The organism is Pseudoduganella sp. GW821-FHT12E03 (genome assembly GCF_058807115.1).
In genome coordinates this window covers 58,115-84,286 of the sequence record NZ_JBXAQJ010000009.1, presented here as the reverse complement: position 1 = coordinate 84,286, position 26,172 = coordinate 58,115, and the positions used below count along the sequence as shown (strand labels likewise).

Genomic DNA, 26,172 nt, shown 5'->3' with positions numbered 1-26,172 from the left:
GTTGACGTGATTCCGTAGGGCGGGTTCTGCGAACCCGCCATGCATGCGTCAACGCGGCGCAGGCATGGCGGATTTGTAAAATCCGCCCTACGCATTTTGTGGCGCAGCTGCGCGGTAAATAAACCTGCCCGCCTGCAGGACCGTTAAAATAGCGGTCCTTGGAGAACAACACGGGACACCCCCATGACCATCAAAATCAGCCAAAACTTCGATTCCGGCGCCATCGAAGTGGTGCGCGCCGATACCCCGGCCACCATCGAACTGAAGCTGCGCGACGATAACGCAGCCGATATCCGCCAGTGGTTCCACTTCCGCCTGCAAGGCGCGCGCGGCCAGGCCGTGACGATGCGCTTCACCAACGCGGGCCAGGCCACGTACGCCAAGGGCTACGAGGGCTACCACGCGGTGGCGAGCTACGACTCGGAAAACTGGTTCCGCGTGCCGACCACGTTTGACGGCGAAGTCATGACCGTCAAGCACACGCCGGACCTGGACAGCGTGTATTACGCGTACTTCGAGCCGTATTCGTGGGAGCGCCACCTGCGCCTGCTGGGCGAAGTGGCGGAAAACCCGGCGGCCCGCGTGCTCGATATCGGTTCGAGTCTGGACGGCCGCGACATGAACCTGGTGGTCATCGGCGAACCGGAAGCGGAAAAGAAGATCTGGGTCATCGCGCGCCAGCACCCGGGCGAATCAATGGCGGAATGGTATGTCGAAGGCTTGATCGACGCGCTGCTCGACGATGCGAATCCGATCGCCCGCAAGCTGCTGCAGCGCTGCGCGTTTTACATCGTGCCGAACATGAACCCGGACGGTTCCATCCGCGGCAACCTGCGCACCAATGCCGCCGGGGCCAACCTGAACCGCGAATGGATGACGCCAACCCTGGAGCGTTCGCCGGAAGTGCTGTGCGTGAAAAACAAAATCCACGAAACCGGTGTCGACATGTTCTTCGACATCCACGGCGATGAAGCACTGCCGTACAACTTCGTAGCCGGCAATGAAATGCTGGAAAACTTCACGCCGCAACAGGCCGCCGCGCAAAAAGCCTTCATCGACCGCTACAAGAACGCGTCGCCGGACTTCCAGGATACCTATGGCTATGCCGCATCGAAGTACAAGGAAGACATGCTGACCCTGGCGTCGAAGTATATCGGCCACCACTTCAAGTGCCTGTCGCTGACCCTGGAAATGCCGTTCAAGGACAATGCGGACTTGCCGGATGCGCACGTGGGCTGGAATGGCGCGCGCAGCGCCGCGCTGGGCCGCGCGCTGCTGCAGCCGATCCTGCTGTCGCTGGACGATTGAACCATGGGCATCGAGATCGAGCGTAAATTCCTCGTGACCTCCGACGCCTGGATGCGGCAGGGCGAACCCGTCCTGCTGCGCCAGGGCTATCTGTCCTCGCATCCGTCGCGGGTGGTGCGGGTGCGGATCGAAGGCGATGGCGCGGTGATGACCATCAAGGGCAAGAACGTGGGGGCGAGCCGGGGCGAATGGGAATATCCGATCCCGATGGCCGATGCAACAGAGTTCCTCGACAAGCTGTGCGAACAGCCGGTCATTGAAAAATACCGCCGCCGCATTCCGTATGCGGGCTTCGTGTGGGAAGTCGATGAATTCCTCGGCGTCAATGCCGGGCTGGTGGTGGCGGAAATCGAATTGCCCTCGGAAGACCAGGCGTTCGACAAGCCGGACTGGATCGGCGAGGAAGTCACGGCGGACAAGCGGTATCTCAATTCCAACCTGATCGCCCATCCTTATTCGGCCTGGTGAAACTGTAGGCGGCTTATGCATAGCCGCCGAGCGTGCGTCGCCACCCGGCGTCACTTTTCCACGGTGCATGTAGGGCGGCTTCCGCTGCGCGGAAACCGCCCTACATGTTTTATTGCACCTTGACGCGGCGCAGGTCGACCGCCCGCAGGTAGGCCAGCGTGCCATCGTCGTTCATGCGGATGCGCGTCGCCGACAGTTCCGGGTGGCCCTGCTGCAGGACGCCGATGCCGGTCGCCACGGTACTGACCGCGCCGGCAGGCGTGATGCGGCGGATGGTGTCGTAGTCCAGCGCGTAGATATTGCCCGCGGTATCGAGCGACAGCGACAGCGGCTGGTGGAAGTAGGCATCGGTACCGGCGCCATCGATCATGCGCGCATCGCTGCGCTCGCTGGTGGCGCCGGCCAGGATCGTGACATCCCCGGCGGACGTGACCTTCAGGATCGAACCGGCGGCGGCGACATACAGCGCGCCGTCCGTGCCGGCGGCAATCGCCGCCCCTTGCCCGATGCGTGCGCTGGTGCCTTTGCCTGCCGCCGGGAATACCGCGCACGCAGGCGCATCGCCCATGCCGCAGCCATCGCCGGCCACGGTCGTCCATGCGCCATCGGCTGCAATCTTGCGCACCTTGCTGACGTCCAGTGCGTACAGGTTGCCGGCGCTGTCAAAGGTGAAGCGCGGAGACAGGGCCGTCGCAGTGCCGGAAGGGCCGTCGATGGTGGCTTTCTTGCCGTCGTGTGCGGCGGTGCGCGTCAGCACGGTGAGTTTGCCGTCCGGCGTGCGCTTGCTCACGGTCAGCGCATTGTTGCTTGCAGTTTGCGTCAGATACAGGGTGCCATCTTTGGCGCCGCCGATGATGCCGTAGCCGGCCAGACCGCTGATTTCAACCGGGGTGCCGCCCGCTTTGACCTGCACGACCTTCGAGGTCGGCGCCGCGTACGCGATGTAATAGCCGCCGGCCCCATCGGGGGCGAAGCCGCGCGGCTCGCCGGTGATGCCCGAGAGGCCCGAGACGGTAACGGGTTGCCACCATTGCGGCAGGCTGGCCACCAGTTCGCTGGCCGGTGACGCCTGCACTTGCAGCGCCAGGGTTTCCGTGTCGCTGCGCAGTTTCGCTTCAATGCTGAGCGTCGCCGTGGCGCCCGCCGTGCCCGGGAAGTAGATGGCGCTGCGGGTGTCGGTGCTCGCTGTCAGCGTGCCGGCGCTGGCGGGCAGCAAACGCCAGCTGACCTTGTCGCCTTTCCTGCCGCCGGTGGCGCTGACGGCAATCGCACTGCCGCCCTGCATGACGGTCGACGTGGTGGCATGCAGCTTCAGGCCGGTGGGGCCATCGGCGCCACAGGCGGTCAACAACGCCACGAGGGGGATGAGTGCGCAGGAAGAGGGAAGGCGGCGGGTGAGTCTGGTCATGTCGGTCCGGTTCAGTGGATAAAGCAGCACTGTAACGGTACGGAGCATTGATCAAACTCACACATTGTCACTTTGATATGTAATAAGTGTAAATTTGTGTAATGGGTGCCGGGCCTTCCGGCCGGGCTCCCATACTTTAATGGAAGTGCTCGTTGCCCGCCGGCGCATCTTCCGGCATTTCCGCATGCACCAGTTCCCCGGCCGGATCGGCAAACAGGGGCGCGCCGCAATCGTCGCAATACTCGGACACGTAGCGTTCACCAAGTTTCTTGACGGTGGTGACGCCGGCCGTGTTCAAGTGTTCGACGATCTCTTCCACCGGCGTGCGCGGCTTGAGCAGGCTGGCCAGGTTGCTGCTGGAAATCGGCCCTTCCGGCGGCGTGCCTTCTTCATCTTCCTGGCCATACAGCGGCCACACCACGCCATACACCACATCGCTGCTCTGGCGTGGCGTGAAGGCCACACGGTATTCATCGACCTGGCCATCGCCGGCTTCTTCGCCAAAGCCGGCAATCACGGCGCGCAAGTCCGACGGTTCCACCGCCAGCGTGTGTGTCAGGTAGTGCACGGCGGCGCGGATCGATACCGGGCGGACCAGTTTGTCGGCTTCGCGGCACGCCATGTAATACGCTTCCGGCAGCAGCAGTTCAACGCCGCAGCCCGGCAGCAGGCGGTTAACGGTCGGCAGCGCCTGGGTGCGCCACTGTTCCAGCGCATTCTTGCGTTCATCGGCATAGTGCGCGGCGGCGGCCGGCATTTGCCAGCGGAACAGCGGGCCGCCATGCGGCGCCACCACGGCCACCAGCAGGTAGCGGGTATCGGCCAGGAACGGCGCGGTTTCCGGCACCTTGCTCTCGGTCTTGTACGCCACGCCTTTCAGCGCGGCTTGCGCCAGCTTTTGCACCTTGCCATAGGCTTCGGCATGGGTGCGCGGCAACTGGTCGATCGAGTACAAGGTCGAGGCCATGGCCATGTGCGTGCCGTCGGCCAGCAAGTGGGCGGAAAAGTGCGCGGACAGCGTGTTCAGCACGTCGGACGGAATCGGGCCGGACGCGATGGAAAAACGGGTCCAGGCCAGGACCGGGGCTGCAACCAGCAACACGTCGTACTTGGTGGAAACGCCATCGGCTTCCACCGTGACGGTGGTGGATTCGCTGACGGCTTCCACGCTGTCCATCAGCACGTCGTAGGCGGTCAAGTCGTCGCGGAACAGGCTGTTCAGCGCGGCATCGATGCTGTCCTGGTGGCTGGACTTCAGCAGCTTGTGGATTTGCTGGTCCAGCGAAGCTTCCCAGTTGCGTTCTTCGAGGCGGCTGGCAGACTGGCCTACGGCTTGGGCGAGGGTGACGAGGCGCTGGCTGTCGGCAGTAAGTTTTGGTGTTGAATCTTTGGATGGGCGACGCATAGCGCTAACAGGTTCTCTCTGTGGGAAATTCACGTTAGGCATATTGTAGTGGATTCAGCGGCATGCGGCGGTCAAATAAAAAACGCCGGTGTCAGCGCTTCGGGCGCAGCTGTTCGTCGTACTGGTCCAGCGACGGAAATGACAGGGGCGTCAACCGGTCCAGCGCACCCAGCCGTTCGCGGTAGGCGTCCAGCATGGCCGTGCGTTCCTCGAGCCGGATATAGGGGACGTGATAGGCCACGAACGGCGGCAGCACCGTCATGCCGACATAGGCCAGGGTGCCGCGCAGCAGCGGGCGCAGCATGTCAAGCAGATCGTCATGTACGCCACCGGCCTGGAGCATGTGGGGCTGCCCGCCCAGGGTCAGGGTGAGCATGGCGCGTTTGCCCGCCAGGCCACCCTTGTCATAGAAACGCGTGCCGCCATAGCACAGGCCGGACACCAGCACGCGGTCGATCCAGCCTTTCAAGATCGCAGGCACGGAAAACCAGTACAACGGGAAATTGAAGACCACCAGGTCGGCCCACATCAGTTTGTCCAGCTCAGCGCGGATATCCGGCGCCAGTACACCGCTGCGCTGTTCCAGCGCATAGACCAGGTAATCGGGGCGCGCGCGCTGCACGAAATCGCCGGCGCCGGCGACCGGATTCCAGCCCATCGCATACAGGTCCGAGACTTGCACGGCATGGCCCTGCGCCTGGAATTCGCCGACGGCCAGGTCTTTCAGGGCGGCGTTGAAGGATTGCGGTTCGTTGTGCGCATGCACGATCAAGACGTTCACTGGATGGCTCCTCATGTGGTGATGCCGCCACTGTACGCAGTGCGCGGCGTCGCTGGCAGTGGCGAATTTGACTTCCTCTATGCGAAAATCGACACACCATGCCGCATGCCGCCATCTTGTGCCTCGACGATTGCTATGCTTCCTGCGCCGCCGGCTTTGCCGATATCCTGCAGGTGGCCAACGCGCACCTGCGCAAGCAGCGCGGACGCGCTGTTCCATTGTTTACGTGGGAATTCATTGCCATGGACGGCCAGCCGGTGCGGGCCAGCAATGGCTTGTTGTTGTCCACGGTGGCGCCGGGGCCGCGCCAGCGCTATGGTCTGGTCTTCATCCCCAGCCTGCATTACCGTGGGCACCGCGCGTTTGCCTCGCTGCTGGCGCGCCAGCGCGAAGCGCAAGCCTGGATGACGGCGCAATGGCAGGCGGGCGCGTGGCTGGTGGCCAATTGCACCGGCACCTTTGTACTGGCCGGGACCGGTTTGCTCGATGGGCGCGCCGCCACCACCACCTGGTGGCTGGAAGCGCAGTTCCGCGCCCGTTTCCCGCTGGTCGATTTGCAGCTGCGGCCGGTGGTGACGGAAGCGGAGCGGCTGGTGTGCGCCGGCGCGTCCGCGTCTTATTTGCTGCAGGCGGTGCGGGTGGTGGAACGGTTGGCCGGACCGGACATTGCCGCGCAGTGCGCCAAGAGCATGCTGATCGACGTCAGCCAGACGGTGCAGACGCCGTATCTGCCGCTGCTGGTGGACAAGGCGCATGGCGATTCACTGGTGCACCGGGCCCAGCACTGGCTGCAAAACCACATGGCCACCCCGGGCAGCATGGCGGAGCTGGCGGCGCGGCTGGCCGTCAGCGAACGCACCCTGGCGCGCCGTTTTAAAACCGCGCTGGAGCAGACACCGCTGGAATACCTGCAGCGCTTGCGCATCGACGCGGCGCGGGCATTGCTGGAGGCGGGGGATGTGACGGTGGAGCGCATCGCGGCGCAGGTGGGATACCAGGACACCAGCTCGTTTACACGGCTGTTCCGCACGTCGGTGGGCCTGTCGCCGGCCGCTTACCGCGCGCGGTTTCAATAAAAAACGCCGGGCGAACCCGGCGTTGTCATCGATGCGGAGGCGGGTTACGCCGCCAGCAACTGGCGCAGCACGAACGGCAAGATACCGCCGTGCTTGTAGTAATCCACTTCGATCGGGGTATCGATGCGCAGCAGGACCGACACGGCGTGACTCGTGCCGTCTTCGCGGTGGATCACCAGGGTGCATTGCTGCTGTGGTTTGATCTCGCCTTCCAGGCCCTTCAGGTCGTAGGTTTCCTTGCCGGTGATGCCCAGCGATTCCACCGAATCGGCGCCGATGAATTGCAGCGGCAGCACGCCCATGCCGACCAGGTTGGAGCGGTGGATGCGCTCGAACGAACGGCAGATCACGGCTTTCACGCCCAGCAACTGGGTGCCCTTGGCGGCCCAGTCGCGCGACGAACCGGTGCCGTATTCTTCGCCGCCGAACACCATGGTCGGGGTGCCTGCCGCCACATATTTCATGGCCGCGTCGTAGATCGACAGCTGTTCGCCCGATGGCTGGTGGATGGTGATGCCGCCTTCCACCGCGGAACCGTCGGCCTTCGGCGGGATCATCTTATTCTTGATCCGCACGTTGGCGAAGGTGCCGCGCATCATGATTTCATGGTTGCCGCGGCGCGAGCCGTACGAGTTGAAGTCGGCTTTTTGCACGCCGTTGTCCTTCAGCCATTTACCGGCCGGACCATCTTCCTTGATCGAACCGGCCGGGGAAATGTGGTCGGTGGTGATCGAGTCGCCAAACACGCCCAGCGCGCGCGCGCCGGTGATGCCGGAAGCGGCGGCTTTCGGGGTCATTTCAAAGCCGTCGAAGAATGGCGGCTCGGCGATGTAGGTCGACTCCGGCCAGTTGTAGACCTGGCCTTCGGTCGACGACACGGCTTCCCACAGCTTGCCCGGATTGCCCTTGACGTCGGCGTAGTTATCCTTGAACAGCTTGGAGTTCATGGCGTGCTTCATCAGTGCCTGGATCTCGTTCGAGGTCGGCCAGATGTCGCCCAGGTACACGTCCTTGCCGCCGGTGCCTTTGCCGACCGGTTCGGTCATCAGGTCGCGCGTGACATTGCCGGCGATCGCGTAAGCGACCACCAGCGGTGGCGAGGCCAGGAAGTTGGAGCGGATGTTCGGGTGGATCCGCGCTTCGAAGTTGCGGTTACCGGACAGCACGGCCGAGGCCACGATATCGTTGGACTGGATCGCCGCGTTCAGTTCCGGGGTCAGGTCGCCCGCGTTGCCGATGCAGGTGGTGCAGCCATACGCGGTCACGCCGAAGCCCAGCTTTTCCATGTAAGGCAGCAGGCCGGCGGCGGTCAGGTACTCGGTCACCACGCGCGAGCCGGGCGCCAGCGAAGTCTTGATGTGCGGCGCGACTTCCAGGCCGGCTTCCACGGCTTTCTTGGCCAGCAGGCCGGCGGCCAGCAGCACCGATGGGTTCGATGTGTTGGTGCAGGACGTGATGGCGGCAATCAGCACGTCGCCGTTGTGCACTTTCACGCCGTTCGAGGTGACATATTCGGTGGTCAGGTCGGCCGCGTTCTTGTTGAAGCCGTTTTCCGACACGGGTTTCGAGAACAGTTCGGTGAAGGTCGATTTCACGTTGCCGATTTCGATACGATCTTGCGGACGTTTCGGGCCGGCCAGCGATGGCGCAACGCTCGACAGGTCCAGCGAAACCACACGGGTGTAATCGATGTCGCCGGCTTTCGGCACGCCGTACAGGTTTTGCGCCTTGAAGTACGCTTCGAACGCATCGATTTCCGCCTTGGTGCGGCCGGTGCCCTTGAAGTACTCGATGGTGGCGTCGTCGACCGGGAAGAAGCCCATGGTGGCGCCGTATTCCGGCGCCATGTTGGCGATGGTGGCGCGGTCGGTCAGCGACAGCGTCTCGGTGCCGGCGCCAAAGAATTCCACGAACTTGCCGACGACTTTCTCTTTGCGCAGCATCTCGGTGATGGTCAGCACCAGGTCGGTCGCGGTGCAGCCTTCGCGCAGCACGCCGGTCAGATTCACGCCGATCACGTCCGGGGTCAGGAAGTAGACCGGCTGGCCCAGCATGCCGGCTTCGGCTTCGATACCGCCCACACCCCAGCCCACCACGCCGATACCGTTGATCATGGTGGTGTGGGAGTCGGTGCCCACCAGCGTGTCCGGGTAGTACACGGACTCATTGGTTTTGTGGACGCCGCGCGCCAGGTATTCCAGGTTCACCTGGTGCACGATGCCGAAGCCCGGCGGAACCACGCCGAAGGTGTCGAACGCCTGCATGCCCCATTTCATGAATTCATAGCGCTCGTTGTTGCGCGAGAATTCCAGTTTCATGTTCAGGTCCAGCGCTTTCTTTTCGCGGAAGTGATCGATCGTCACCGAATGGTCGACCACCAGGTCGACCGGCACCAGCGGCTCGATCTTCTTCGGATTCACGCCCATTTTCGACGCCACGTTGCGCATCGCGGCCAAGTCGGCCAGCAGCGGCACTCCGGTGAAGTCTTGCAGCACCACCCGGGCCACCACGAACGGGATTTCTTCCACGCGCTCGGCTTGTGCGCTCCAGCCGGCCAGCTGCTTGACGTGTTCTTCCGTGACTTTCTTGCCGTCGCAGTTGCGCAGCACCGATTCCAGCACTACGCGGATCGATACCGGCAGGCGCGAGATGTTGATGCCCAGGCTTTTTTCCAGGGCCGGCAGCGAATAGAACTTGCCTGCCTTGCCAGCGATATCGAATTCCTTGAGCGTGTTGAAAGTGTTGCGGGACATGACATCTCCTTCAGTGGGTATCGTCAATGATGAGTTTTCTAAATGCTGTGCAGCGCCAGTGCGCGTTTGCCATCCCGGGTGGGGATGGCAAACGCGCACTGGCGCTGCCGTACTGCCAAACTTCAAGCGTGCGTCAACCTTGCGCCGGCGCCGCATCGGCCGCTTGCAGCGGATTCGACTGGTCCGGGCTCTTGCATTCGTTGGCGAGTTGGCGGTTCTGTTTGGAGTCGAGCAACATGCCTTTGGCGGGAATGCCGATCCAGATCAGGCCATACAACTTGTTCTCAAAGCGGTGGGCGCCGGTGGTGGTGACCACCCGCTTCAGGCGGTGCAGGCGCTTTTTCCAGCGCAGCGCGATGTGTTCATCGTCGCTGACATTGGTGTAAATCGTGATCTTGTTGCCTAGTTCGCAATTGAATTCCGTGACGGCGGCGTCGGTTACCGAGGGTTCCGCAGACTCCTCGCTGTCGGCCGGCGAGACGGCAGGGGCGGCGCCGGTTTCCGACGGTTTGGCGGCTTTTTTTGCCTTCACCGTCTTTTTTGCGGTGGCTTTGGGCTTGGTGTCGACTTCCGCGTGGGCGGCGCCGGCCAGGGTGAGTGAGCCCAGCGCCAGTGCGCAGGCCATAAATAAGCGAGAGACAGTCTTCATTATGCGTCCAATACAGGGGTGTTGAGCAGTGCGGTTGCCGCTTCCGGCAAGGTCAGGCCAGCCAGCCGGGCCCGTTGCAGCACGGTCCAATAATACCGGTAACTGGCGCGGTCGTGCAGACGGCCGCCATGCGAGATCGGGCCCCATTGCGCGCCCATGGCGTCGTGCAGGATGTGGGCCGCTTCATTCACTTCCGACAGGCGCGGGGTGAAGGCTTTAATCACGGGTTTGATCTGGTTCGGGTGGATGCTCCACATGCGCGTGTAGCCGAATTCCGCGGCGGCGCGCTGGGCATCGTTGGCCACCACGGCAGGATCCTTGATTTCCGTGGTCACGTTATGCGACGGCACCTTGCCGTGGGCATGGCAGGCCGCCGCGATTTCCAGCTTGGCGCGCACCACCAGCGGGTGCGTGAACTGGCCCGGCGTGCGCATCGCGTTGCCCGGCACGGCGCCATAGTGGGACGAGACGAAATCCATGATGCCGAACGACAGGCACTCGACTTGCGGCAGGGCGGCGATGTCATACGCGTCGCGCAGCGCGCCGTGGGTCTCGATCAGCACGTGCACCGGCAAGCCCTGGCGCCCCGCCTGATTCGCGTGGCGGTTGACCAGGTCGATGGCTTTCCTGACTTCGGCCAGGCTGTCCGGTTTCGGCAGCACGACGTAGGCCAGCTGGCTGGCTGCCTGGCCGACGATGATCTCGACGTCGCGCTCGAAGTGCGGACTGTGCAAGTCGTGCACGCGGGCGCCGATGCGGCCGAATTTGTTGCCGTCGTCGCGCAGCAGGGACGCCACCAGTTCGGCGTGCGCCGCTTCGGCGCCGGCGGCGGCGCCGTCTTCGCAATCGAAGGTGATATCGAACAGGGGACCAATTTCTTGTTGCAAGGCAATCGACTTGCGCATCAGCTTTTCAGAACCCGCGTAGTGGTCGCAGGAGGGAAGCAGCAGCGGCTGGCGTGTGCCCTGGAATAAGACTTCGGATGGATGCATGCTGGAAGTAGTGGTGGACAGGGGGAGCGCCGCCGTGCTCCCGGCAGGGCCGGAAGCAGGGCGGCGAGTGCGGCTGATGGCGGGTTTGACCGGATCCATGTGCCGCGGGGCGCCGATTATGGCAGCAGGTGTTTCACGCCTTCACGCTCTTCGGTCAGTTCTTTCAGCGTGATGTTGATGCGCTCTTGCGAGAACGCGTCGATTTCCAGGCCCTGGACGATGGTGTACTCGCCGTTTTCGCAGGTCACAGGGAAGCCGAACATGGTGCCTTCCGGGATGCCGTAGGAACCGTCCGATGGGATGCCCATGGTGGTCCACTTGCCGTTGGTGCCCAGTACCCAGTCACGCACGTGGTCGATTGCCGCGTTGGCAGCCGATGCCGCCGACGACAGGCCGCGAGCTTCGATGATGGCGGCGCCGCGTTTGCCGACGGTTGGCAGGAACACGTTGGCGTTCCATTCCTGGTCGTTGATCAGGTCTTTCACGGACTTGCCGTTCACGGTGGCGAAGCGGTAGTCGGCGTACATGGTTGGCGAGTGGTTGCCCCACACGGTCAGCTTCTCGATGTCTTTCACCTGGGTGCCGGTCTTGGCAGCGACTTGCGACAGCGCGCGGTTGTGGTCCAGGCGCAGCATGGCGGTGAAGTTCTTGGCCGGCAGCGATGGCGCCGATTTCATGGCGATGAAAGCGTTGGTGTTGGCAGGGTTGCCGACCACCAGCACTTTGACGTTGCGCGACGCAACCGCGTCCAGCGCCTTGCCTTGCACCGTGAAGATCTGGGCATTGGCTTCCAGCAGGTCTTTACGCTCCATGCCTGGGCCGCGTGGACGCGCGCCCACCAGCAGGGCCACGTCGATGTCCTTGAACGCGGTCATCGGGTCGGAGTGGGCGGTCATGCCGGCCAGCAGCGGGAATGCGCAGTCGTCGATTTCCATCATGACGCCTTTCAGCGCCTTTTGCGCTTTTTCGTCAGGGATCTCGAGCAGTTGCAGGATGACTGGCTGGTCTTTGCCCAGCATGTCGCCGTTGGCGATGCGGAACAGCAGGGAATAGCCAATTTGGCCGGCAGCGCCGGTAACGGCAACACGCATTGGGGTTTTAGCCATGATGAATCTCCAAAGTGATGGAATGAAAACGGAAGCTATGGGCCCGGTTCGGGGAAAAATGTAATGATACCAAAACCGGTCGTGAAAAATTGCTGGTCCTGTCTCAAATTGCTGCGTTGCGGCGGAGAACGCGTAGGGCGGGTTTTGCAAACCCGCCGTGCATGCGTCTCGACGGCGCTGCGGCGGCTTTGTAAAAGCCGCCCTACATCATTTAAATGATACAAGACTGCAAAGTTCGGTTTGCCTTTCGTCGATACTGCGACTATGCTTTTCTGATCCAGGTGTCAACTATGTTGGACAAATAAGCACAACTCCTGAGTGTAGGCTTCTCTGGACTTCCTGTCAACGCTATCTTATGTCTTATATAAGACAGATAAGTTAACGTTTTTTCTGGACGCCGTAGGGGTTTTGTGGTGAAATGCCTGCCCATGAACAACGCCTCGTCCAACCTGAACAGCGCAAACTTGCAAAGCGCATCCGGCTCCCAAGCCGGCGGCCCGTCGCCGACGTTTTCGCCGCTGTACCAGCAGATCAAGGCGTTGATCACGCAAAGCTTGCAGTCCGGCGAATGGAAGCCGGGCGAACTGATCCCCAGCGAAGTCGAGCTGGCCGGCCGTTTCAAGGTCAGCCAGGGCACCGTGCGCAAGGCGATCGACGAGCTGGCGGCGGAAAACCTGGTGGTGCGCAAGCAGGGCAAGGGCACGTTCGTGTCGACCCACCACGAAGCGCGCGCCCATTTCCGTTTCCTGCGGCTGATGCCCGACGAGGGCGTGCCGCACTATCCCGAATCCAAATTCATCGAAGTCAAGCGCATGCGCGCGCCCGCCGATGTGGCGCGCCTGCTGGAACTGAAATCCGGCGATGCGGTTGTTTTCATCAAGCGCGTGCAGTCGTTCGACGGCACGCCCACCATTGTCGAAGAGCTGTGGCTTCCCGGCCTGATCTTCAAAGGCCTGACGGCCGAGCGTCTCAATGAATACAAAGGGCCGATGTACGGCCTGTTCGAATCTGAGTTTGGCACCCGCATGATCCGCGCGCAGGAAAAGATCCGCGCTGTGTGTGCAGGCGATTCCGAAGCGGAATTGCTGCAGCTGGTTGCCGGTACTCCACTGCTGATGTCGGAACGCGTGTCGTTCACGTATGGCGATAAGCCGGTAGAGCTGCGCCGCGGGTTGTATTCGACCCTGCGCCACCATTACCAGAACGATCTGAGCTGACCCTCTAATCCTCTCAAGAACATCGAAAAGCATGATGCGGCTGGCGAAAATGATAATGAATTTAACCGTTGCCCGCCGTATGGAAGTACTCGAACCGATTTGATTCAGGAGACGCGCAGCCCCGCGCCACCGGGGCAGACCTGCGCTAATAAAAAATGGTCATGTCTAAATGTCATGACCAACTAAGCGATAAAACATAATTATCGTTATATGTAACAATAGATATTGGTCTGGGCGGCGAAAATAGGCGAAAATCGCTGTCCTGCAAAATTTTAGTTATAGATAGGGAGGTCTTGACATGTCAGAAGCCGTAAGGGAAGCCAGAAAACAGCGGCCGGAATTTCGCAATATTCACGTCACGGAATTGTCCAATTACCGCATGCCATTGGCGGCGATTGTGTCGATTTTGCACCGCATCAGCGGTTTTATGATGTTCGCATTGCTGCCGGTCGTGCTGTACCTGCTGGAGCTGAGCATCCGCTCTGAAATTTCGTTTGGCTATATGCAGGGCATCGCCCAGCAGCCAATCACCAAACTGGTCATCCTGGCCCTGGTTTGGGGTTATTTCCACCACTTCTGCGCTGGCGTACGCCATCTGATCATGGACATGCACGTCGGCCTGGACAAGGATTCGGCGCGTAAATCCTCCGCGACCGTGCTGGCCATCAGCCTGACGCTGACGGTGCTGGTTGCCCTGAAACTGTTTGGAGTGTTCTGAAAATGGCAAACAATAATATCGGACCGAAGCGCCTGGTGGTTGGCGCGGGCTACGGCGTCAAGGACTGGCTGGCACAGCGCGTGACCGCCGTGCTGATGGTGGTGTACACCGTCACGCTGCTGGTGTCCTTCTTGACCGGCAGCAACTTCAGCTATGAAGGCTGGGCCGGCCTGTTCGCAAAACAATGGTTCAAGCTGTTCTCCGCAGTGACGCTGTTCGGGCTGTTCTACCACGCCTGGGTTGGCATGCGTGATATCTGGATGGACTACGTGAAAGCGGTTGGCGTGCGCCTGGCGCTGCAAATCGCCACCATCCTGTGGCTGGTCGGCTGTGCCGCCTGGTCGGTACAAATTCTGTGGAGCGTGTAAATCGTGGCAGCAATCAAATCTGCAATTCCTTCCCGCCGCTTTGACGCGGTGATCGTGGGCGCCGGCGGTTCCGGCATGCGCGCCTCCCTGCAACTGGCAGAAGCCGGCCTGAACGTGGCGGTGCTGTCGAAAGTGTTCCCGACCCGTTCGCACACGGTGGCCGCCCAGGGCGGTATCGGCGCCTCGCTCGGCAACATGGCCGAAGACAACTGGTTCTGGCACATGTTCGACACCGTCAAGGGTGGCGACTACCTGGGCGACCAGGACGCGATTGAATTCATGTGCCGCGAAGCACCGAAAGTCGTGTACGAGCTGGAACACTTCGGCATGCCATTCGACCGCAACCCGGACGGCACCATTTACCAGCGTCCGTTCGGCGGCCATACCGCGAACTTCGGCGAAAAAGCCGTGCAGCGCGCCTGCGCCGCGGCTGACCGTACCGGCCACGCGCTGCTGCACACGCTGTACCAGCGTAATGTGCGCGCCCGTACCCACTTCTTTGTCGAATGGATGGCGCTGGACCTGGTCCGTGACGCTGAAGGCGATGTCGTCGGCGTGATCGCGCTGGAAATGGAAACCGGCGAAGTCATGATGCTGGAAGCGAAAACCACGGTGTTCGCCACCGGTGGCGCCGGCCGTATCTTCGCCGCGTCGACCAACGCGTTCATCAACACCGGCGACGGCATGGGCATGGCGGCGCGCGCCAACCTGCCGCTGCAAGACATGGAATTCTGGCAGTTCCACCCGACCGGCGTGTCCGGCGCGGGCGTGCTGATCACGGAAGGTGTGCGTGGTGAAGGCGGTATCCTGATCAACTCGCAAGGCGAGCGTTTCATGGAGCGCTATGCGCCGACCCTGAAAGACCTGGCCCCGCGCGACTTCGTGTCCCGCTCGATGGACCAGGAAATCAAGGAAGGCCGCGGCTGCGGTCCGAACAAGGACCACGTGCTGCTGGACCTGCGCCACATCGGCAAGGAAACCATCGAGAAGCGCCTGCCGTCGATCCTGGAAATCGGCCACAAGTTCGCCAACGTCGATGCGACCAAGGAACCAATCCCGGTCGTGCCAACCATCCACTACCAGATGGGCGGTATTCCGACCAACATCCACGGCCAGGTGGTGACGCCAAACGGCGACGGCACCCAGAAAGTGGTCAACGGCCTGTACGCGATCGGCGAGTGCGCCTGCGTCTCGGTGCACGGCGCGAACCGCCTGGGCACCAACTCGCTGCTGGACCTGGTGGTGTTCGGCCGTGCGGCCGGCAACCACATCGTTGCGCAAAACCTGAAGCAGAAGGAAAACAAGCCGCTGCCGAAAGACGCCAGCGACTTCGCCATGGACCGCCTGAACAAGCTGGAAACCTCGACCGGCTCGGAAAAAGTGCAGGACGTCGCCAACGACATCCGCGCCACGATGCAGAAATACTGCGGCGTGTTCCGTACCGACGAAGCCCTGGTCACCGGCCGTGAAGAAATCCTGAAGCTGGACGAGCGCCGCAAGCACGTGTCCTTCAAGGACAAGTCGAAAGTGTTCAACACCGCCCGCGTGGAAGCGCTGGAACTGGACAACCTGATCGAAACCGCCAAGGCCACTATTACCTCGGCGGCGGCACGCAAGGAATCGCGCGGCGCCCATGCGCACAACGATTACCCGCAACGCGACGACGAAAACTGGATGAAGCACACGCTGTGGTTCTCCGCAGGAAATCGCCTGGAATACAAAGCTGTCGTCACCAAGCCGCTGACGGTTGAAACCTTCAAGCCAAAAGCACGTACTTTCTAAGCAAGGGCTCAAGAACATGCCACGCACTCTCAAATTCAAGATTTACCGCTACGACCCGGACCGCGACGCCAAGCCATACATGCAGGACTTGACGGTCGAACTGAAAGACACGGACAAGATGCTGCTGGACGCGCTGCAGCGCATCAAGTCGGACGTGGATGACTCGCTGTCGCTGCGCCGCTCGTGCCGCGAAGGCGTTTGCGGTTCCGACGCGATGAACATCAACGGCAAAAACGGCCTGGCCTGCACCACCAACTTAAATGAGTTGTCGGAGCCGATCGTGCTGCGTCCTTTGCCTGGCCTGCCAGTCATCCGCGACCTGATCGTCGACATGACCCAGTTCTTCAAGCAATACAACTCGATCAAGCCATTCCTGATCAACGACTCGATTCCGCCGGAAACCGAGCGCCTGCAGTCGCCTGCCGAGCGTGAAGAACTGGACGGCCTGTACGAGTGCATCCTGTGCGCGTGCTGCTCGACGTCGTGCCCGTCGTTCTGGTGGAATCCGGACAAGTTCGTCGGCCCGGCCGGCCTGCTGCAAGCCTACCGCTTCATCGCCGACTCGCGCGACGAAGCCACCGGCGCGCGTCTGGACAACCTGGAAGACCCATACCGTCTGTTCCGCTGCCACTCGATCATGAATTGCGTTGATGTTTGCCCGAAAGGCCTGAACCCGAACAAGGCCATCGGCAAGATCAAGGAATTGATGGTCCGCCGCGCCATTTGATCCCACTGATCCTATGACGCATCTGGACAAATCTGCGCATCAGGCAGATCCAGCGAACCGCGCGCGCCTTCGCTGGCGCGCGCGCCGCGGCCTGCTGGAAAACGACATCATCCTGACCCGTTTTCTCGATGCGCATGAACAAGAATTGACCGACGAGGAAGTGGACGCGCTCACGCGGCTCCTCGACTTGTCGGACAATGCGCTGATGGATCTGGTGCTGGCTCGAACCGAGCCGGAAGGCGAGGTCGATCTGCCGCATGTGCGCGCACTGCTGCAACGTTTGCGTCTTGCGTGACTGGGCGGGCCGGATACCCGAAACCGGCCCCCTTTACGCCGCTGGTAGTACCAAAGGTTTTTTTAATAAGCTGCATCTCTCCAGGAAGGAAGAGTCCATGAACACCTCTGACAACAAAGCAACTCTGTCGTTCTCCGATGGTAGCCAGCCGGTAGAATTCCCGATCTACAAAGGCACGATCGGTCCGGACGTCATCGATATCCGCAAACTGTACGGCGCCACCGGCAAATTCACGTATGACCCGGGCTTCATGTCGACCGCGGCATGTAACTCGTCGATCACCTACATCGACGGCGACAAGGGCGAGCTGCTGTACCGTGGCTACCCGATCGAACAGTTGGCGGTGAACGCCGACTTTATGGAATCGTGCTACCTGCTGCTGAACGGCGAACTGCCGAACGTGGCGCAAAAGAAAAAATTCGTTGACACCGTGACCAAGCACACCATGGTGCACGAACAGATGCAATTCTTCTTCCGTGGCTTCCGCCGCGACGCGCACCCGATGTCCGTGCTGGTTGGCACCGTCGGCGCGCTGGCATCGTTCTACCACGACTCGCTGGACATCAACGACCCGCACCACCGCGAAGTGTCGGCAATCCGCCTGATCGCGAAGATGCCAACCCTGGTGGCGATGGCTTACAAATACTCGATCGGCCAGCCGTTCGTGTACCCACGCAATGACCTGTCGTACAGCGCGAACTTCATGCGCATGATGTTCGGCAACCCATGCGAAGAATACAAGGTCAACGACGTGCTGGTGCGCGCGCTGGACCGTATCCTGATCCTGCACGCCGACCACGAACAAAACGCTTCGACCTCGACCGTGCGTCTGGCCGGTTCCTCGGGCGCCAACCCGTTCGCGTGTATCGCTGCCGGTATCGCTTGCCTGTGGGGCCCTGCCCACGGCGGCGCGAACGAAGCGGCCCTGACCATGCTGAAAGAAATCGGCACCGTCGACAAGATCCCTGAGTTCATCGCGCAAGTCAAAGACAAGAACTCCGGCGTGAAGCTGATGGGCTTCGGTCACCGCGTCTACAAGAACTTCGACCCGCGCGCCAAGCTGATGCGCGAAACCTGCCACGAAGTGCTGAACGAACTGGGCCTGCAAGACGACCCGCTGTTCAAGCTGGCGATGGAACTGGAAAAGATTGCCCTGAACGACGAATACTTCGTCTCGCGCAAGCTGTACCCGAACGTCGACTTCTACTCGGGCATCGTGCAGTCGGCACTGGGCATTCCGGTCTCGCTGTTCACCGGTATCTTCGCGATGGCCCGTACCATCGGCTGGATCGCCCAGTGGAACGAAATGATTGCCGATCCAGAGCAAAAAATCGGCCGTCCACGCCAGCTGTTCGTCGGCGCCACGGCGCGCGATGTTCCACCACTGGACAAGCGTTAATCTAGCGTTCATCCGGTTCGTTGTACGGATACAAAAAGCGGGCTGCGGCCCGCTTTTTTATTGCCAATACTCAATGCCGCCTTACAATTGCGTATTCCTTGCAAGGAGGTGTCATGGATGACTTCCTGTCGCGCAGCACCGCCTGCCTGTTGCCTGCCGCGCCGCAGGAAGGGGACGAGGCGCGGCTGGTGCGGCCAATTGGCAACGGCTTCATGATCGGCTATGCGGTGGATGACGGCTGGGTGCTGCGGCGTCACTTGTCCAGCGGCGTGACCCTGGCCGACATCCACCGCCAGGCCATGGACAACCTGTTTACGCTGTGCGCCTACCACATCCGCGTGCAGCAATTTGACACCTTCTTCGGCGTCTTCATCGATGGCCGCTTCGAAGCGTCGATGTTCCTGCTGGAACGCCTGTGGCAAAAGGACTTCGCCAACCTGGTCGACAAGGGGTACGCGATTGCCGCCCCGGCGCGCGACGTGCTGGCGTTTTGCGATATCGATTCCCATGAAGGCAAGGCGGAACTGAAACGCATGATCGACCGGGTGTGGGATGGCGGCGACCACTTGCTCAGCCGCGAATTGTTTCGGGTCCGCAAGAAGACCTGATCAAGACACCGCGCGCGATGCCAGCCACTGCTCCAGCGCCCCCTGCGCCATCGGTTCGCTGATATAACGCCCCTGCATGCCGGGACAGCCGTGCGCGGCCAGGAAGTCGCGTTGCGCCTGGGTTTCCACGGCGGTTGCCACCACGGGGATGTTGAGGTTGTGGCCGATATCGAGCGTGGTTTTGGCCAGCGCGCCATGCTGCCCCTGCGGGCAGATTTCGTGCACGGAGGCGGGCGCCATTTTCAGCTGGTCGATGGCCAGCGAGCGCAGGCAATGCAAATTCGTGATGCCGTCGCCAAAGCGGTCGACCGACAAGCGCAAGCCCAGTTTGCTCAGGCCCGATGACAGTTTGCGGGCCAGTTCCGTGTTGTACATCAACTGCGCTTCCTTCACTTCCAGTTCCATGCGCCCCGGGCCGATGCCGTGTTGCGCCATCTTGCCGGCCAGGTAGGACAGGTAATCGGGGCGCGCAAATTCGCGCCGCGAGACATTGACCGACACCGGCAAATCCCGGTAGCCCAGCTGATCGAGCCGGTTCAGCAAGGTGCAGGCGCGTTCCACCACGTGCCGCCCCAGGTCGATGATCAAGCCATTGGTTTCCGCATCCGGCAGGAATTCGCCGGGCATTAATTCGCCGAGTTCCGGGTGGCGCCAGCGCAGCAACGCCTCCAGGCCCAGCAACCGGCCATCGGCCACGCCGACATTGGGTTGCAGCGCCAGGTGGATTTCATCGTTGCGGATGGCTTCGCGCAGCGCTTTTTCCAGGCGTGCGCGCGAGGTCGATGCGTTGGCCATGTCCGGCGAATAGAAATGCACGGCGCCGCCGCCGCCACGCTTGCCTTCGTACATGGCGACATCGGCTGCGCGCAGCAGCGCGGCAAAATTGTCCGCATCGTTCGGATAGATCGCCACGCCCATGCTGCCATCGATCGGCACCGGATGGCCGTCGATCTCGAAGCGCGCCGTCAATTCGCGCCGGATGCGGCTGATCATGCCCAGCGTGTAGCGCAAGTCCGGCTGGTCCGGCAACACCAGTACGAATTCGTCGCCGCCGAGGCGGGCCACGGTATCGCTGTCGCGCACCGCCGCGTGCAGGCGGCGCGCGACGGCGCACAGGACCTGGTCGCCGGCGTCGTGTCCCAGCGTGTCATTGATTTCCTTGAACCTGTTCAAGTCCATCAAGATCACGGCAGCGCTGAGGCCGTTGCGCCGGGCCGACGTGATCGCATGTTCCACCCGGTCGCGCAGCAGGCTGCGGTTGGCCAGCCCCGTCAGCGCGTCATGCGTGACCTGGTGCTCCAGCTGCGCCATGCGTTGCCGCTGCTCCGTCACGTCTTCAATAATGCCAACGTAATGGGAAATCTTGTGGTGGCGGTCGCGCACCGGCGTGATCGATAAGTGGTTCCAGAACAACTCTCCATTCTTGCGGCAGTTGCGCAGCACCACGGTCATTGGCCGGCGTGCGGCAATCGCGGCCGCCAGGTGGGCGCGCACCGTGGTGTCGCGCCCGGGCGCGGCCATGAAGCGGGAATCGCGTCCCAGCGCTTCCTGCAGCGTATAGCCGGTGATGCGCTCAAAGGCGGGATTGACGTAGACAATGGGATTGTCGGCGCCGTCGCAGCGGGTGATGACGACGCCGTTGTTGACTGCATGCAGCGCCCGTTCACGCAATTCCAGCGTGTCTTTTTGTTCGTAATGGCAGGACAGGTCGATGCCGCAGCCCAGCAGGAATTGCTGGCCGTCGGCCGCCAGCCGCGCGCCGCAAAACAGGAAGGGGATTTGCCGGCCGTGGGCCAGCAAGTGCGCTTCCACCTGTACCATGCCTTCGCGCTCGAACACGTCGCAAAATGCCTGGGCAATGGCCGGGCGGTCGGCGGGCGGGAACAGTTCCAGCATGTGCGTGGAACGCAGCTCGGCGGCTTCGCGGCCCGTCGTCAGCTCGACCTGCTTATTCCATAGTACAAAGTAGCCCGCCTCGTCGAGCACGTAGAACGTACCTGGCAGTACATCCATCACGTCGCGCAACAGCGAGCTCCCGACCTGTGCGGCCGGATCGCGTCTGTCCATCGCTTCCCCTGTCACTACCCGTGGTCTATGCTTATGTGGCCGCAGCCGCATTTTCACCAAGGCCTAACAGTGTAATCCGCGCGCAAAACCGTGGCGCCCGATAGGGGCCCATGCTACTGCCGGGGCCGCCATGATTACCGCGGCGGGCGTTCGCCCAGCCATTGCTCCAGCTCGCCTGGCGCCAGCGGTTCGCTGACATAGCGCCCCTGCATGCCGGGGCAATCGTGCGCGGCCAGGAAGTCGCGCTGGACCTGGGTTTCCACGGCCGTCGCCGTCACGGGGATATCCAGGTTGTGGCCGATATCGAGCATGGTCTTTGCCAGCGCCCCATGGTGCCCCTGCGGGCAGATTTCCTGGACCGATGCCGGCGCCATTTTCAGCCGGTCGACGGCCAGCGAACGCAGGCAAATGAGATCGGAAATGCCGCCGCCAAACTGGTCCACGGAGATCCGCATCCCCAGCTTGTGCACGCCGCTGCACAGCTTGCGGGCCTGCTCCGGGTTGTGCATCAGTTGTGCTTCCTTGACTTCCAGTTCCATGCGGTTCGGATTGACGCCGTGCTGCGCCATGGCCTCCGCCAGGTACGGCAGGTAATCGGCGCGTGCAAATTCGCGCCGCGACACATTGATCGACAGGGGGACGTCACGGTAGCCCAGGACATCGAGCCGGGTCAGCACCGAGCACGCCCGCTGCACCACGCGCCGGCCCAGTTCGACGATCAGCCCGTTGGATTCCGCGTCCGGCAGGAATTCGCCCGGCAGCAATTCACCGAGTTCCGGGTGACGCCAGCGCAGCAGCGCTTCCAGTCCCAGCAATTTGCCGTTGACGACGCTGACGTTGGGCTGCAGCGCCAGGTGGATTTCATCGCGTTCCAGCGCGTCGTGCAGCGCCTGTTCCATGCGGAGCCGCATGGCTGATGCGCTGGACATTTCCGATGAATAAAAGTGGACGGCGCCCGCACCGCCACGCTTGCCTTCATACATGGCGGCATCGGCCGCGCGCAGCAGCGCGGCAAAGTTATCCGCGTCGTTCGGGTAAATCGCCACGCCCATGCTGCCATCGATGGGCACCGGATGGCCGTCGATCTCGAAGCGCGCCGTCAACCCGCGGCGAATGCGGCTGATCATGCCCAGCGTGTAGCGCAAGTCCGGCTGGTCCGGCAACACCAGCACGAATTCGTCGCCGCCAAGGCGCGCCACGGTATCGCTGTGGCGCACCGCTTCCAGCAGCCGGTGCGCGACGGCGCACAGCACCTGGTCACCGGCATCGTGCCCGAGCGTGTCATTGATTTCCTTGAATCTGTTCAGGTCGAGCAAGAGCACGGCGGCACTAAGGCCGTTACGGTGTGCCGAGGTGATCGCGTGTTCGATACGGTCGCGCAACAAGGTGCGGTTGGCCAGCCCGGTCAGCGCATCGTGCGTGACCTGGTGTTCCAGTTGCACCATGCGCTGCCGCTGTTGCGTCACGTCCTCGATAATGCCGACGTAATGGGAGACCCGGTGATGCCGGTCGCGTACCGGCGTAATCGATAAATGGTTCCAGAACAGTTCCCCATTCTTGCGCCGGTTGCGCAACACCACCGTCAGGGGGCGCCGCGCGGCAATCGCGGCGGCCAGGTGGGCGCGGGTGGCGGAGTCGTGTTCGGGCGCCGCCATGAAACGGGAATCGCGTCCCAGCACTTCCTGCAAGGTATAGCCGGTGATGCGTTCAAAGGCGGGATTGACGTAGACGATCGGGTTGTCGGCGCCGTCGCAGCGGGTGATGACAACGCCGTTGTTGACCGCGTGCACCGCCCGTTCGCGCAATTCCAGCGTGTCGTTTTGCTGATAATGCTGCGACAGGTCGATGCCGCAGCCGAGCAGGAATTGCTGGCCATCCGCCAGCAGGCGCGATCCGGAAAACAGGAAGGGGATTTGCCGGCCATGCGCCAGCAAATGCGCTTCCACCTGCACCATGCCTTCCCGTTCAAAGACGTCGCAAAATGCCTTGGCAATGGCGGGGCGGTCGGCTGGCGGAAACAATTCCAGCATGTGGGTGGAGCGCAACTGGACCGCATCACGGCCCGTGGCGAGTTCGACTTGCTGATTCCACAGTACAAAATGCCCCGCCTCGTTGATGACGTAAAACGTGCCTGGCAGCACATTCAATACGTCGCACAACAGCGAGGCCCCGACCTGGCTGGCCGGGTCCCGCCCGCTATCGTCCATTGGTTCCCCTGGATAATTATTGTTGGACTACTGAAAGCTGCATTCCATCTGAAGCTTTAAGTGTAGTCCACAGAAGGAACCGTGGCGCTCAATAGAGAATCATGTTGCTACTTTGTCGGGTCCTGGTCCAGCAAGGCCTGGATTTCTTCGCGTTCCTTGGGCGTGACATGGCCGCCGCGCAGCGCGGCCAGCACCAGCGCCTTGCCGGAACCGGCAAACGCTTTCTGGATCAAGTCTTTCAGCAGCGACGTTTGCACGGATTCCTGTTCCTGCACGGGGGCGTAGATGTGGGCGCGGGCGCTTTCATCGCGGTGTAGCAAGCCCTTGGTGTGCATCACTTGCAGCAGGCGCAGCACCGTCGCGTAATTCATGTCGGGACGGTTTTCCATGGCCGCCGCATGTACTTGCTTGGCCGTGGACGGGCCCAGCGCATACAGCAGGCGCAGCATTTCCAGTTCGGACGCGGTGGGTTTAGGCGGGGTACTCATGCGATGTAGAATAAATGATCTAGAACGGATTGTCTAGCACTTGCCCAAGTTGCCGCGCAAGATAGACCAGCGGCGGCCGGGCGGCCGGGTTGCTGTCCAGGCACGCCGCGGTCCAGGCTTGCAGGCGGGCCGTCAATTCGGGGCGCATGCCGTCGCAGCGCGCCAGCAACTCTTCCAGCAGGCAGCCGAAAGCGCGGGTTTCCAGCCGCTGCAAGCCTGCCGCGTGCGCACTGTGTGGATCGAAGAACGAGGCGGCCCCGAAATCGCCCAGCAAGGCGCGGCCACGGGGGCAGTGCAGGGTGTTGTGGCCATACAGGTCGCCGTGCAGGATACCGTTGGCGTGCAAGTGCGCGGCGGCGGACGCGATGCCATAGGCAATGCGCAGCGCGGTGGCGGCATCGAACCGTTTATCGTTGTCGTATATGTCGCGCGTGCAGCTCTGCAAGCTGGGCGGACCGGCCAGGTTGCCGTAGTCCGGATCGATCAACGGCATGATGAGGCCTTGAATACCGTCCGGGTGGTGCTGGATGCGGCCTTGCACGGGGATTAAATCGGGATGCCGCCCCGCCGCGATGCAGGCCGCCATTTCCGATTGCGGCAAGCCGTCGCTGGTGACGGCGCCTTTGAACAGCTTGATGGCTACCTGAGTGGCGACCTCGCCCACCCCTTGCTGCGCCGCCTGGTAAATCACGCCGGAAGCGCCTTCGCCCAGCTTGCGGCCGACGGCCAGCGAATTCCACGCCACCAGCGGCACCGGCGAGCGCGCGAGCGCCTCGTGTTCCAGCTCCACGCAAAACGGATTGCCGCCAAAGGCCAGCCACGACAGCCGGGGCAAGTCTGCCAGCCAGTCCGGCAATGCCGTCAACCGGTTGGCCGCGATGCGCAGCAATTCCAGCTTGCGGCAGCGGGCCAGTGCATCCGGCAGGGTGGTCAGCCGGTTCCCGGCCAGCATCAGTTTTTGCATCTCGGTGCAATCGCCGATTTCCGCCGGCAAACACTCTACCGCGTTGTCGGTCAGGATCAGCCAGCGCAGTGTGGGCGGCAGGGCTTCGGCGGGCACATGCGCGATGCGGTTGGCTTTGAAGCCGATCATCGTCAGGTGTTCGCAGCGGCCCAGCACGGGCGGCAGTTCCGTGAACCGGTTATCCGAGCAAAAGATGACGCGCAACCGGTGCAACCGGGGCAAATCGTCCGGCAGGCTGGACAGGGCGTTGCCCGATAAATCCAGGATTTCCAGCGTGTCGGCCAGGTCGTAGATCTCGCGCGGGAATTCAGTGAGGCCGGCTTTCAGTTGCAGGCGCTGCACGCCGGCCAGTTGTCCGGCGCGTAATTGGTCGAGGGTGTGCATGGAAGTTTTATTGGGGCGTGGCGGCCATGTCCGTCAGCGCGGGAACCACGTCGTCGAGATGGGCGGCGTCGCAGGTCGGCTCGGCTGCCGTGTCATTGGCCAGGCGGCCCGGATTGTACCAGCAGCTGTCAATGCCAAACCGGTTGGCGCCCAGGATATCCGCATCGAGGCGGTCGCCGATGATGATGGTCTGGTCTTTGGAGAAGGTGCGCGCCATGTTGACGGTGTAGTCAAAGAACCGGCTGTCCGGCTTGGCATAGCCGCACGCTTCCGAGGTGGCGACGAAGGAAATGGCATCGGCGAGGCCGGAGGCGGCGATGCGGCGGCCCTGGATGTGGGCCACGCCATTGGTGATGATGCCGACTTCGCCCACTGCGGCCAGTTGCTCGCACAGCCGCTGCGCGCCATCGACCAGCACCACGGTTTCGGACAGCGATTCCAGGTAGCGTTCGCTGGCTTGCGATGGGTCGAGGTCCAGGCTCCCGGCGGCAAAGGTTAGCCGGAAACGTTCGACCTTGAGGAAGTCTTTCGTGACGGTCCCCGCTTCAAACGCGCGCCACAACGCGAGATTGATGGCCTGGTATTGACTGAACAGTCCATCGATCGGGTCCTGGAAATCCAGTTGCCGCAAGGTCCGCTCAAACGACAGTTTTTCGGAAGCCTTGAAGTCCAGCAGGGTGTCGTCGAGGTCAAGCAGGAAGAGCGTGTGTTTCACGGGTGGGGCGGCGCAGTGATTTCAATCGGATATGCTAGCACGGCGCCGCACGCAATGATTGCATCGCCCGGGGAGGGCGGGAGCAGGAGGCTTGCTCGCCAATCCAGGTTTTACTACTCGCTACGATTCAATACTAAAACGCGCTTTCCGATGCTGGTTCAAGCTGGCTGCCGGAGAAGGGCCGGTCGCCCAAGCTAGTAAGCCATATCGCGAGATCGCGCATTTTAGTAAACGGTAGTCGCCGTTATCAAAACCGGCTTTTCAGGGGAATGCCTTCGCCTGTCCAG

23 protein-coding genes are annotated in these 26,172 nt (G+C 62.1%); 11 read left to right on the top strand and 12 right to left on the bottom strand.

What is annotated here, in order from left to right; all coding sequences use genetic code 11:
* The first annotated feature begins 183 nt into the window (after nt 1–183).
* Together AC1RRC_RS22505 and AC1RRC_RS22500 are read left to right on the top strand one after the other, a co-directional pair.
* On the top strand, nt 184–1,308 hold the full coding sequence (locus AC1RRC_RS22505; RefSeq protein WP_493057766.1) for a M14 family metallopeptidase: 1,125 nt from the start codon (nt 184–186) through the stop codon (nt 1,306–1,308).
* Nucleotides 1,309–1,311: 3 nt separating this feature from the next.
* The gene (locus tag AC1RRC_RS22500) at nt 1,312–1,776 is read left to right on the top strand and encodes a CYTH domain-containing protein (protein WP_493057765.1); all 465 of its coding nucleotides are present in this window, start codon (nt 1,312–1,314) and stop codon (nt 1,774–1,776) included.
* A 109-nt stretch (nt 1,777–1,885) separates the two neighbouring features.
* Here the strand turns inward: AC1RRC_RS22500 and AC1RRC_RS22495 are convergent, their stop codons facing one another.
* The 3 genes from AC1RRC_RS22495 to AC1RRC_RS22485 form a co-directional block, all read right to left on the bottom strand.
* Nucleotides 1,886–3,184 (bottom strand): NHL repeat-containing protein, encoded by a 1,299-nt coding sequence (locus AC1RRC_RS22495; protein WP_493057764.1) that lies wholly within the window; start codon nt 3,182–3,184, stop codon nt 1,886–1,888.
* Nucleotides 3,185–3,320: 136 nt separating this feature from the next.
* Complete coding sequence (locus AC1RRC_RS22490) at nt 3,321–4,589, bottom strand: DUF2863 family protein (RefSeq protein WP_493057763.1); 1,269 nt, start codon at nt 4,587–4,589, stop codon at nt 3,321–3,323.
* A gap of 91 nt (nt 4,590–4,680) precedes the next feature.
* Nucleotides 4,681–5,370, bottom strand: a complete 690-nt coding sequence (locus AC1RRC_RS22485; RefSeq protein WP_493057762.1) for an NAD(P)H-dependent oxidoreductase — start codon at nt 5,368–5,370, stop codon at nt 4,681–4,683.
* A 98-nt stretch (nt 5,371–5,468) separates the two neighbouring features.
* Between AC1RRC_RS22485 and AC1RRC_RS22480 the strand changes: the two genes are divergently transcribed.
* On the top strand, nt 5,469–6,446 hold the full coding sequence (locus AC1RRC_RS22480; RefSeq protein WP_493057761.1) for a GlxA family transcriptional regulator: 978 nt from the start codon (nt 5,469–5,471) through the stop codon (nt 6,444–6,446).
* Nucleotides 6,447–6,490: 44 nt separating this feature from the next.
* Here the strand turns inward: AC1RRC_RS22480 and acnA are convergent, their stop codons facing one another.
* The 4 genes from acnA to AC1RRC_RS22460 form a co-directional block, all read right to left on the bottom strand.
* Complete coding sequence (acnA, locus tag AC1RRC_RS22475) at nt 6,491–9,199, bottom strand: aconitate hydratase AcnA (protein WP_493057760.1); 2,709 nt, start codon at nt 9,197–9,199, stop codon at nt 6,491–6,493.
* Between the two features lie 133 nt (nt 9,200–9,332).
* Nucleotides 9,333–9,848, bottom strand: coding sequence for a hypothetical protein (locus AC1RRC_RS22470; RefSeq protein WP_493057759.1), 516 nt, complete (start codon nt 9,846–9,848; stop codon nt 9,333–9,335).
* The gene (locus AC1RRC_RS22465; RefSeq protein WP_493058014.1) at nt 9,848–10,840 is read right to left on the bottom strand and encodes an HpcH/HpaI aldolase/citrate lyase family protein; all 993 of its coding nucleotides are present in this window, start codon (nt 10,838–10,840) and stop codon (nt 9,848–9,850) included. The genes AC1RRC_RS22470 and AC1RRC_RS22465 overlap by 1 nt, the downstream gene beginning before the upstream one ends.
* 116 nt (nt 10,841–10,956) lie before the next feature.
* Entirely contained in the window at nt 10,957–11,946 is a 990-nt protein-coding gene (locus AC1RRC_RS22460; RefSeq protein ID WP_493057758.1) for a malate dehydrogenase, read from the bottom strand.
* Between the two features lie 428 nt (nt 11,947–12,374).
* On the opposite strand from AC1RRC_RS22460, the gene AC1RRC_RS22455 reads away from it, so the two are divergent.
* From AC1RRC_RS22455 to AC1RRC_RS22420, 8 genes are all read left to right on the top strand, one after another.
* Nucleotides 12,375–13,163, top strand: coding sequence for a GntR family transcriptional regulator (locus AC1RRC_RS22455; protein WP_493057757.1), 789 nt, complete (start codon nt 12,375–12,377; stop codon nt 13,161–13,163).
* Between the two features lie 298 nt (nt 13,164–13,461).
* Nucleotides 13,462–13,881 (top strand): succinate dehydrogenase, cytochrome b556 subunit, encoded by a 420-nt coding sequence (gene sdhC / locus AC1RRC_RS22450; protein WP_493057756.1) that lies wholly within the window; start codon nt 13,462–13,464, stop codon nt 13,879–13,881.
* Nucleotides 13,882–13,883: 2 nt separating this feature from the next.
* On the top strand, nt 13,884–14,249 hold the full coding sequence (sdhD, locus tag AC1RRC_RS22445; protein ID WP_493057755.1) for a succinate dehydrogenase, hydrophobic membrane anchor protein: 366 nt from the start codon (nt 13,884–13,886) through the stop codon (nt 14,247–14,249).
* A gap of 3 nt (nt 14,250–14,252) precedes the next feature.
* Nucleotides 14,253–16,031 carry a succinate dehydrogenase flavoprotein subunit gene (gene sdhA, locus AC1RRC_RS22440; protein ID WP_493057754.1) on the top strand — a complete coding sequence of 593 codons (1,779 nt, stop codon included), beginning with the start codon at nt 14,253–14,255 and terminating at the stop codon, nt 16,029–16,031.
* Between the two features lie 16 nt (nt 16,032–16,047).
* Complete coding sequence (locus tag AC1RRC_RS22435) at nt 16,048–16,758, top strand: succinate dehydrogenase iron-sulfur subunit (RefSeq protein ID WP_493057753.1); 711 nt, start codon at nt 16,048–16,050, stop codon at nt 16,756–16,758.
* 13 nt (nt 16,759–16,771) lie between these two features.
* Entirely contained in the window at nt 16,772–17,053 is a 282-nt protein-coding gene (locus tag AC1RRC_RS22430; RefSeq protein WP_493057752.1) for an FAD assembly factor SdhE, read from the top strand.
* Between the two features lie 97 nt (nt 17,054–17,150).
* Nucleotides 17,151–18,452, top strand: coding sequence for a citrate synthase (locus AC1RRC_RS22425; RefSeq protein WP_493057751.1), 1,302 nt, complete (start codon nt 17,151–17,153; stop codon nt 18,450–18,452).
* Nucleotides 18,453–18,565: 113 nt separating this feature from the next.
* Complete coding sequence (locus tag AC1RRC_RS22420; protein ID WP_493057750.1) at nt 18,566–19,060, top strand: DUF1444 domain-containing protein; 495 nt, start codon at nt 18,566–18,568, stop codon at nt 19,058–19,060.
* Here AC1RRC_RS22420 and AC1RRC_RS22415 read toward each other — a convergent pair whose 3' ends face one another.
* The 5 genes from AC1RRC_RS22415 to AC1RRC_RS22395 all read right to left on the bottom strand — a co-directional run bounded on the left by AC1RRC_RS22415 (nt 19,061) and on the right by AC1RRC_RS22395 (nt 25,885).
* A complete protein-coding gene (locus AC1RRC_RS22415; protein ID WP_493057749.1) occupies nt 19,061–21,127 on the bottom strand; it encodes a putative bifunctional diguanylate cyclase/phosphodiesterase in 2,067 nt (688 codons plus the stop codon).
* A 134-nt stretch (nt 21,128–21,261) separates the two neighbouring features.
* Entirely contained in the window at nt 21,262–23,334 is a 2,073-nt protein-coding gene (locus AC1RRC_RS22410) for a putative bifunctional diguanylate cyclase/phosphodiesterase (protein WP_493057748.1), read from the bottom strand.
* Nucleotides 23,335–23,441: 107 nt separating this feature from the next.
* Entirely contained in the window at nt 23,442–23,822 is a 381-nt protein-coding gene (locus tag AC1RRC_RS22405) for a BlaI/MecI/CopY family transcriptional regulator (RefSeq protein WP_493057747.1), read from the bottom strand.
* A 19-nt stretch (nt 23,823–23,841) separates the two neighbouring features.
* The gene (locus AC1RRC_RS22400) at nt 23,842–25,170 is read right to left on the bottom strand and encodes a leucine-rich repeat-containing protein kinase family protein (RefSeq protein ID WP_493057746.1); all 1,329 of its coding nucleotides are present in this window, start codon (nt 25,168–25,170) and stop codon (nt 23,842–23,844) included.
* 7 nt (nt 25,171–25,177) lie between these two features.
* Complete coding sequence (locus tag AC1RRC_RS22395) at nt 25,178–25,885, bottom strand: YjjG family noncanonical pyrimidine nucleotidase (RefSeq protein WP_493057745.1); 708 nt, start codon at nt 25,883–25,885, stop codon at nt 25,178–25,180.
* Nucleotides 25,886–26,172: the final 287 nt, after the last annotated feature.

Coding starts and splice junctions, on each gene's coding strand:
- AC1RRC_RS22495 (WP_493057764.1), bottom strand. CDS start 3,184: ATGACCAGACTCACCCGCCGCCTTCCCTCTTCCTGCGCACTCATCCCC.
- AC1RRC_RS22470 (WP_493057759.1), bottom strand. CDS start 9,848: ATGAAGACTGTCTCTCGCTTATTTATGGCCTGCGCACTGGCGCTGGGC.
- sdhD (WP_493057755.1), top strand. CDS start 13,884: ATGGCAAACAATAATATCGGACCGAAGCGCCTGGTGGTTGGCGCGGGC.
- sdhC (WP_493057756.1), top strand. CDS start 13,462: ATGTCAGAAGCCGTAAGGGAAGCCAGAAAACAGCGGCCGGAATTTCGC.
- AC1RRC_RS22410 (WP_493057748.1), bottom strand. CDS start 23,334: ATGGACGATAGCGGGCGGGACCCGGCCAGCCAGGTCGGGGCCTCGCTG.
- AC1RRC_RS22465 (WP_493058014.1), bottom strand. CDS start 10,840: ATGCATCCATCCGAAGTCTTATTCCAGGGCACACGCCAGCCGCTGCTG.
- AC1RRC_RS22500 (WP_493057765.1), top strand. CDS start 1,312: ATGGGCATCGAGATCGAGCGTAAATTCCTCGTGACCTCCGACGCCTGG.
- AC1RRC_RS22490 (WP_493057763.1), bottom strand. CDS start 4,589: ATGCGTCGCCCATCCAAAGATTCAACACCAAAACTTACTGCCGACAGC.
- AC1RRC_RS22455 (WP_493057757.1), top strand. CDS start 12,375: ATGAACAACGCCTCGTCCAACCTGAACAGCGCAAACTTGCAAAGCGCA.
- AC1RRC_RS22460 (WP_493057758.1), bottom strand. CDS start 11,946: ATGGCTAAAACCCCAATGCGTGTTGCCGTTACCGGCGCTGCCGGCCAA.
- AC1RRC_RS22425 (WP_493057751.1), top strand. CDS start 17,151: ATGAACACCTCTGACAACAAAGCAACTCTGTCGTTCTCCGATGGTAGC.
- AC1RRC_RS22505 (WP_493057766.1), top strand. CDS start 184: ATGACCATCAAAATCAGCCAAAACTTCGATTCCGGCGCCATCGAAGTG.
- AC1RRC_RS22430 (WP_493057752.1), top strand. CDS start 16,772: ATGACGCATCTGGACAAATCTGCGCATCAGGCAGATCCAGCGAACCGC.
- AC1RRC_RS22435 (WP_493057753.1), top strand. CDS start 16,048: ATGCCACGCACTCTCAAATTCAAGATTTACCGCTACGACCCGGACCGC.
- AC1RRC_RS22480 (WP_493057761.1), top strand. CDS start 5,469: ATGCCGCATGCCGCCATCTTGTGCCTCGACGATTGCTATGCTTCCTGC.
- acnA (WP_493057760.1), bottom strand. CDS start 9,199: ATGTCCCGCAACACTTTCAACACGCTCAAGGAATTCGATATCGCTGGC.
- AC1RRC_RS22420 (WP_493057750.1), top strand. CDS start 18,566: ATGGATGACTTCCTGTCGCGCAGCACCGCCTGCCTGTTGCCTGCCGCG.
- AC1RRC_RS22415 (WP_493057749.1), bottom strand. CDS start 21,127: ATGGACAGACGCGATCCGGCCGCACAGGTCGGGAGCTCGCTGTTGCGC.
- AC1RRC_RS22400 (WP_493057746.1), bottom strand. CDS start 25,170: ATGCACACCCTCGACCAATTACGCGCCGGACAACTGGCCGGCGTGCAG.
- AC1RRC_RS22405 (WP_493057747.1), bottom strand. CDS start 23,822: ATGAGTACCCCGCCTAAACCCACCGCGTCCGAACTGGAAATGCTGCGC.